The organism is Ramlibacter sp. (genome assembly GCF_035706265.1).
Taxonomy (GTDB): Bacteria; Pseudomonadota; Gammaproteobacteria; order Burkholderiales; family Burkholderiaceae_C; genus Ramlibacter.
This window is the reverse complement of sequence record NZ_DASSVG010000516.1, coordinates 1-6,091: the sequence shown is the minus strand read 5'-3', so window position 1 is coordinate 6,091 and position 6,091 is coordinate 1. Positions and strand designations below refer to the sequence as shown.

Here is a 6,091-nt window from a genome sequence, read left to right as displayed (position 1 = left end):
CGCTGGCCACGCCCTTTCTCGCCAGCCTGACGCTGCTGCCCTGGCTGTGGAGCTGGCCGGGGCTCGCGGCCCTGCCCTTTCCCCTGCACTGGTCGGGCGCGCCCCTGGTGCTGCTGATGATCGGCTGGCCACTGGCGATTCCGGTCGTGACGCTGGCGGGCTTCAGCACCATGCTCACCTGCGGCGCCTCGCCGGCGCACGCGCTCGAACTCACGGTGTGGAGCGGCGTGCTGCCGGCCACGCTGATGCTGCTGGTGGGGCACGCGGTGCGCAAGGCGCTGGGGCCGAATCCGGTGGCCTACCTGATGGGGCGCGGCTTCTTCGTGCCGATGCTGGCCCTGGCGAGCTGCGCGCTGGCCGGCGCCGCCATGGGCCAGTCGCTGGTGGGCCCGACCGGCGAGCTGCAGCGGGTGGCGATCGGTCTGCTGGCGCTCGGCGAAGGCTCCTGGACCTGCGCCGTCGTGAGCCTGCTGCTGGCCTGGCGGCCGCAGTGGCTCGCCACCTGGCCGGATCCCACCTTCCTGCAGCGGCCGCGGCCGGTCCGCGTACGCCCCCACCGCTGAGGCACTCTTTACCTCGCTGAAGCGCGAAGCGCGCCCGGCGGTGGTATCTTGCGCGCCATGCTGTCGCCCGTCCGTTCCCTCGCCGCCGCAGCTGCCCTGCTGGGCGGCGCCGTCCTGTCGCCGGCTGCGTTCGCCTCGCCCGTGCCGCAAGGCACGGAAGCGGTGCCTGCACGCGCGCCCGTCATGGTGGCGGGCCTGTGGTGCGGCGCCGGCCTGCTGCACAGCTACGCGCTGGAGATCGCGCAGGAATACCAGCGCGTCGAGGCCCGGCTGACCAAGCGCGGCCGGGTGCACGTGCTGACCGGGCACATGGAAGGGCCGCTGCTGCGGGCCGATCCGCAGCGTGACCACACGATGGACCTGCTGGCGCAGGGCAACGAGCTGCGCATCGTCGCCGCCAGCGGCCTGCTGGCGCTGGCCAAGGGGCAGTTCTTCACGCGGGCCGTCGGCGGCAGCTGCACCCATTGAGCACGCCGGCCTGGCTCTGGCTGCCCATCGTGCTGTGGGCGGCCCTGGCGCAGACTGCGCGCAATGCGGCCCAGCGCTCTCTGGTGGCCCAGGCCGGCACGCTCGGTGCGACGCTGGCGCGCTTCCTCTACGGCATCCCCTTCGCGGCGCTCTGGGTCGCGCTGCTGCACGCCGTGCCGGCCACGGCAGCGCCGGTGCCGCACTTCGGCGCCGGCTACTTCGGCTGGCTGCTGCTCGGCGCCCTGGGCCAGCTCGCCGCCACCGCCTTCCTGCTCTCCGCGATGAAGGAGCGCAACTTCGTGGTGGGCGTGGCCTACTCCAAGACCGATGCGCTGCAGGTCGCCCTGTTCGGCGCCGCGTTCCTGCGCGAGCTGCCCGGCGGCTGGACCCTGGTCGCCATGGCACTGGCCACGGCCGGCGTGGTGATGCTGTCGCTGCCGCGCAAGCCGGGCGCAGTGGAAGGCGGCGCCTGGCACAGCCGCGCGGCCTGGTACGGGCTCGCCTCCGGCGCCGGCTTCGCGCTCTCCGCCGTGGGCTATCGCGGTGCGGCGCTGCAGTTGCCGGAGACCTCCGCCTGGCTCGCGGGCGCCTGGGGCGTGCTGCTGGCGCAGACGCTGCAGACCGTGCTGCTGGGAGGCTGGCTGGCGCTGCGCTCGCCGCAGTCCCTGCGCGCCACGGCGACGGCCTGGCGCGTCTCCACGCTCGCCGGTGCCATGGGCGCGCTGGCCTCCATCGGCTGGTTCACTGCCTTCGCGCTCACGACCGCCGCCAACGTGCGCACCCTGGGCATGGTGGAAGTGGTGTTCAGCTACCTGGTGTCGCGCCGCCTGCTGCGCGAGCGGCTCGCGCGGGCCGAGCAGCGCGGGCTCGCCCTGGTAGTCATCGGCCTGCTGGCCCTCGGAATGCAACGCTAACCGGCGGCGTCCTACAGGCCCCCGCGCGGACGGGCCGCAGATTGGAGGTGACGCAACGGAGGACTTCCGGATGGATCACCTCGACGACCTCGCCCATGCACCCGCGCCCCGGCGCCAGCAACCCTTCACGCTGTATGCGGCCGGCGACCGCGTGTACGCCCGCAACGTGGACCAGAAAGTGATCGACCTCGGCGAACTGCGCCAGGAGGGCCGCGGCTGGTGCTTCCGGCTCGATGGCAACCAGGAACACGGCAGCGGCTTCTTCACCGCGGAGGAAGCGCTGCGCGAGATCGGCCGCAAGCTGCACTTCCTCTGGCTCGATGGCCAGTTCACCGCGGTGGCGGATGCACGCGACGGCGGCGCCCTGAACCTCGATGGCGCGCCCGAAGTGCAGATCCTGCTCGACGAGCTGAAGCCCGGAGAGCGGATGGTAGATGCCACCGTCTAGGTGGCCGGCCGCAGCAGGTCCAGCGCCGGCCCCAGCCGCTGCGGCTTCTTCCAGTAGTCCGCCCAAGGGTCCTTCTTCAGGCCCGCAAGCCGCTCGGGCCCGCTCACGATGTTCCAGTGGTCGCCGCCCGCCAGCGCATCGAGCTCCTCCCAGCGCACCGGCAGCGACACGCCCAGCCCGGGCCGCGCGCGGGCCGAGAACGCTTCCGCCGTGGACTGCACCCAGCCGTTGCGCAGGTAGTCGATGAAGATGCGGCCCACGCGGTTGCGCGGCCCCAGCCTGGCCGCGAAACGCTGCGGGATGGTGCGGGCCATGTGCGCCACCACGGCCTCGGAGAAGCCCCGCACGGTTTCGTAATCGCGCTCGGGCCGCAGCGGCACGAACAGGTGCAGGCCCTTGCCGCCGGTGGTCTTGAGCCAGCTTTGCAGGCCCAGCTCCTGCAGCAGCGCGCGCACCAGCAGGGCCCCTTCCTGCACCTGCTCCCAGGCGACGCCCTCCCCCGGGTCGAGGTCGAACACGATGCGGTCCGACAGCGTGATCGCCCGCGACGTGGAGTTCCAGGTGTGCAGCTCGATCATGCCGAACTGCGCCGCGGCGACGAGGTCTTCCGCGGTCTCGAACGCGATCGCCGGTTCGTGCCCCGGCCACAGCGTCGGGTCCGTTCCCTTCAGGCCGCGGATGCCGGTCGGATGCTGCACGAAGCGCATGGGCGCGTGGATGCCCAGCGGCGCGCGCCGGATGTAGGCCGGCCGGCCCTGCAGGTGGGGCAGCGCCCATGGCGCCGCCTGCGCGTAGTAGCGCACCAGGTCCAGCTTGGTCAGGCCGGTGGAGGGATCGATGACGCGGCTGCCGTGCGTCACCCTGACGGCGGCATGCGCGATGGCGGGGCTCCCGAAGCGACGAGCCTCCATGCTCGCGCAAGGGCCGGGATGGCCCTGTAGGAGCCCGTTGTCGATCCCGCTTGAGGCGCATCAAGCGCGGACGGGTTCCTACGCCAACGGGGCATGGACACGCACGGGCGGCCACGCTACAAAAGGGCAACATGTTCCCAGCCGGTCGTGGCGGGGCCATGGTCCGGCATCGGGTGAGTACGATCATGTCCTTCGGCACACTGCTGTACCGCTACTTCTTCTTCGGTTGGCTCTTCAAGGATGTCAACCGCGGCAACCTTCTCGAACGCGCAGCCGCCTGGCGCCACAACCGCGACCAGGCCCGCTGGCTGCCCACCTACATGCGGCGCTGGATGTGGTGCGGCCTGTTCTTCTACGGGCTCGGCGCCACCGTCGAATCGCTGCTGCACGCGCCGGGGTTCTCGGTGCTGTTCTACGTGCCCTGCGCGCTGAGCGTGCCCGTCAACGCCGTCATCGGCGCCGCGTGGGTCGGGCTGCGACTGGTGCCCGCGCAGTCGTAGCGCCTCACACCGCTACGTCCAGCTCCGTCAGCCCCAGCCCCGAGAGGCTGCGTCGCGTGTGGTCCACCAGGTGGTCGAGGAAGGCGCGCGTGCGCGCCGGCATGTACTTGCGCGTCGGCAGGGCCACCACCAGGCTCAGGCGATTGGTGATCCACGGCGCCAGCACGCGCTTGAGGTGGCCGCTCTTGAGCAGAGGCGCGATCAGGTCCAGCGGCTGGCTGCTGATGCCGGCGCCGTGCACGGTGGCGCGCAGCAGCGTGTCGGTATGGTTGGCGTGCACCACCACCGGGATCTCGACTTCCAGCGCGCGGTCGGCGTTGGTGGGGTCGATCAGGGTCATGCTGCGCAGCCGGGTGCCCGGGGTGCGCAGGCGCAGGCAGCGGTGCCGCGCCAGGTCCTGCGGTGAGGCCGGCTCGCCGAAGCGCTCGAGGTAACTCGGGGCGGCGCAGAACACCGCCTGCACTTCGATGATCGTGCGCACCACCGCGCTCGAGGGCACCGGCAGCGAGCCGTTGAGGACCGTGAGGTCGTAGTCCTCCAGGTTGGGATCCACGGCGTCCTGCACGTGCAGTTCCAGCAGGATCTCGGGGTACTGGCGCTGGAAGTCGGCGATCGCGGGCGCGATGATGTGCGTGGCCACGACCGGCAGGGCCAGCACGCGCACGGTGCCGCTCATCTCGCGGCTGTGCGCATGCGCCATCGCGTCGGCTTCGTCGATCTCGCTCAGGATCGAGCGCAGCCGGTTCAGGTAGACCTCGCCGGCCGGCGTGAGCGAGAGCCGCCGGGTCGTGCGCTGCAGCAGCCGCACGCCCAGGTGCTTCTCCAGGTCGCTCACCAGCCGCGTCACGGCGGCCGGGGTCAGGTCCAGCTTGCGGGCGGCCGCGGCGAAGCCGCCCTCGTCCACCACCTGCTGGAACACCCTCATCGATTGCAGCCTGTCCATGCCCGGATTATTGCATTTACTGCAATTGAAGCTTGCTCACGGCGCTGTTTTTTGTCTCCAGGCGGAGGAATACAGTGTCTCCATCGTCAACGCCAACACCAAAGGAAGCACCATGAACCGCTCCAGTCTCCTCGTCGCCGCCCTGTCCCTCGCCGCCTTCGCCGCCCATGCCGAAAGCGCCGATCCGAGCGGCCAGTTCGCCGCTTCCGCCGCCGGCCAGGCCACCCGCGCCCAGGTGCAGGCCGAACTCGCGGCCTACAAGCAGTCCGGCGTGAACCCCTGGTCCACCTCGTACAACCCGCTCAAGGCCTTCCAGGGCACGCGCACCCGCGCCGACGTGAAGGCCGAATACATCGCGAGCCGCGAGGCCGTGAACGCCATGACGCGCGAGGACAGCGGCTCGGCCTGGCTGGCCGCGCGCCGCGTCACCACCGACGTGCGCCACCTGGCCGGCCAACCCGTCAACGCGCAGTAAGCGCGGACCGGACGCGAATCATCACCTCAGGGTGATGGTTCGCATCAAATACTTTCACTATCCTTTATCGGCTGGCGTCCCTACATTGCCTCTCGAGACGAACCTCGAAGGAGATGGAACGTGTTGCACGAACTGCAGGCCCCCGCGGCCACCGACGCCGAGTCCGAAGCGCATCGCCACGCCTACAACGCCGCCTTCCACCTGCTGGACCTGAACTGGCATTGGGATCCAACCACCTTCGCCGGCATCCAGCGCTACGGGCGCGCCGGCCTGAAGTCGTGGATCCAGGCGGAACAGCCGCACCTGCTGCGCGCCTACACCCTCGACTTCCTGGTCAACGCGGTGGAAGTCACGAAGGAGCGCTGCCTGGCCGCCTACGAGCGCCAGGAAGCGAAGAAGTCGGCCGACCGCCTCGCGGCGTGAAGCGCGGGTGAGGGCGGCGCGTCTTTCCCGCGAAGGCGCAATCCGCGTCTACTCAGGGGGCGAGCCCCTTGGCTGGGCCGCTGGGGCAACGCGGTGACCTCTGGTCGGCCCGGAGGGGGTTTGTCCGGCTCACTCCGTGTCCCCCGGCACTGGCTGAAGCCAGTGCCTCCTCCTTTACCTCCGGAGCCGGACAAACCCCCTCCGGGCCTGCGCCGCGGCAAACGCGCCTCCGGGAAACGCACTCGGGGAGTCCTGCTCGGGCCACCTCACGCACGGCGCAGCGCTGTGTCACGGCGTTTCGCGGAGGATGATCGCCCGTCGATCGCGCGGCGCAGGCGCAGGACGGGTTTGTCCGACTCCGGAAGTAAAGGGGGAGGCGCGGGCGCGGCGACAGCCCGGGGCTGAGCACTCATCCGCGCCGGAGGACATGGAGGAGGCGGACAAAC

At 71.0% G+C, this 6,091-nt stretch carries 9 protein-coding genes; 7 read left to right on the top strand and 2 right to left on the bottom strand.

What is annotated here, in order from left to right:
- The 4 genes from VFM98_RS18480 to VFM98_RS18465 form a co-directional block, all read left to right on the top strand.
- Nucleotides 1-563: hypothetical protein (locus VFM98_RS18480; RefSeq protein ID WP_325111363.1), on the top strand; the 563-nt coding region annotated here is incomplete at its 5' end.
- Nucleotides 564-620: 57 nt separating this feature from the next.
- Complete coding sequence (locus VFM98_RS18475) at nucleotides 621-1,031, top strand: hypothetical protein (protein WP_325111362.1); 411 nt, start codon at nucleotides 621-623, stop codon at nucleotides 1,029-1,031.
- Nucleotides 1,028-1,945, top strand: a complete 918-nt coding sequence (locus tag VFM98_RS18470; protein WP_325111361.1) for an EamA/RhaT family transporter — start codon at nucleotides 1,028-1,030, stop codon at nucleotides 1,943-1,945. Before VFM98_RS18475 ends, VFM98_RS18470 begins: the two co-directional genes overlap by 4 nt.
- A 70-nt stretch (nucleotides 1,946-2,015) precedes the next feature.
- Complete coding sequence (locus VFM98_RS18465; protein ID WP_325111360.1) at nucleotides 2,016-2,393, top strand: hypothetical protein; 378 nt, start codon at nucleotides 2,016-2,018, stop codon at nucleotides 2,391-2,393.
- Here the strand turns inward: VFM98_RS18465 and ligD are convergent.
- Entirely contained in the window at nucleotides 2,390-3,304 is a 915-nt protein-coding gene (gene ligD, locus VFM98_RS18460; RefSeq protein WP_325111359.1) for a non-homologous end-joining DNA ligase, read from the bottom strand. The genes VFM98_RS18465 and ligD overlap by 4 nt on opposite strands.
- Before the next feature lie 185 nt (nucleotides 3,305-3,489).
- Here ligD and VFM98_RS18455 point away from each other — a divergent pair, with 185 nt between their 5' ends.
- Nucleotides 3,490-3,804 (top strand): hypothetical protein, encoded by a 315-nt coding sequence (locus tag VFM98_RS18455; RefSeq protein WP_325111358.1) that lies wholly within the window; start codon nucleotides 3,490-3,492, stop codon nucleotides 3,802-3,804.
- A 4-nt stretch (nucleotides 3,805-3,808) separates the two neighbouring features.
- On the opposite strand, the gene VFM98_RS18450 is transcribed toward VFM98_RS18455, so the two are convergent.
- Nucleotides 3,809-4,747, bottom strand: coding sequence for a LysR family transcriptional regulator (locus VFM98_RS18450; RefSeq protein ID WP_325111357.1), 939 nt, complete (start codon nucleotides 4,745-4,747; stop codon nucleotides 3,809-3,811).
- A 112-nt stretch (nucleotides 4,748-4,859) separates the two neighbouring features.
- Between VFM98_RS18450 and VFM98_RS18445 the strand changes: the two genes are divergently transcribed.
- Together VFM98_RS18445 and VFM98_RS18440 are read left to right on the top strand one after the other, a co-directional pair.
- Nucleotides 4,860-5,222, top strand: coding sequence for a DUF4148 domain-containing protein (locus VFM98_RS18445; RefSeq protein ID WP_325111356.1), 363 nt, complete (start codon nucleotides 4,860-4,862; stop codon nucleotides 5,220-5,222).
- A gap of 120 nt (nucleotides 5,223-5,342) precedes the next feature.
- The gene (locus VFM98_RS18440) at nucleotides 5,343-5,645 is read left to right on the top strand and encodes a hypothetical protein (RefSeq protein WP_325111355.1); all 303 of its coding nucleotides are present in this window, start codon (nucleotides 5,343-5,345) and stop codon (nucleotides 5,643-5,645) included.
- Nucleotides 5,646-6,091 lie beyond the last annotated feature (446 nt).

Coding starts and splice junctions, on each gene's coding strand:
- VFM98_RS18475 (WP_325111362.1), top strand. CDS start 621: ATGCTGTCGCCCGTCCGTTCCCTCGCCGCCGCAGCTGCCCTGCTGGGC.
- VFM98_RS18465 (WP_325111360.1), top strand. CDS start 2,016: ATGGATCACCTCGACGACCTCGCCCATGCACCCGCGCCCCGGCGCCAG.
- ligD (WP_325111359.1), bottom strand. CDS start 3,304: ATGGAGGCTCGTCGCTTCGGGAGCCCCGCCATCGCGCATGCCGCCGTC.
- VFM98_RS18455 (WP_325111358.1), top strand. CDS start 3,490: ATGTCCTTCGGCACACTGCTGTACCGCTACTTCTTCTTCGGTTGGCTC.
- VFM98_RS18450 (WP_325111357.1), bottom strand. CDS start 4,747: ATGGACAGGCTGCAATCGATGAGGGTGTTCCAGCAGGTGGTGGACGAG.
- VFM98_RS18445 (WP_325111356.1), top strand. CDS start 4,860: ATGAACCGCTCCAGTCTCCTCGTCGCCGCCCTGTCCCTCGCCGCCTTC.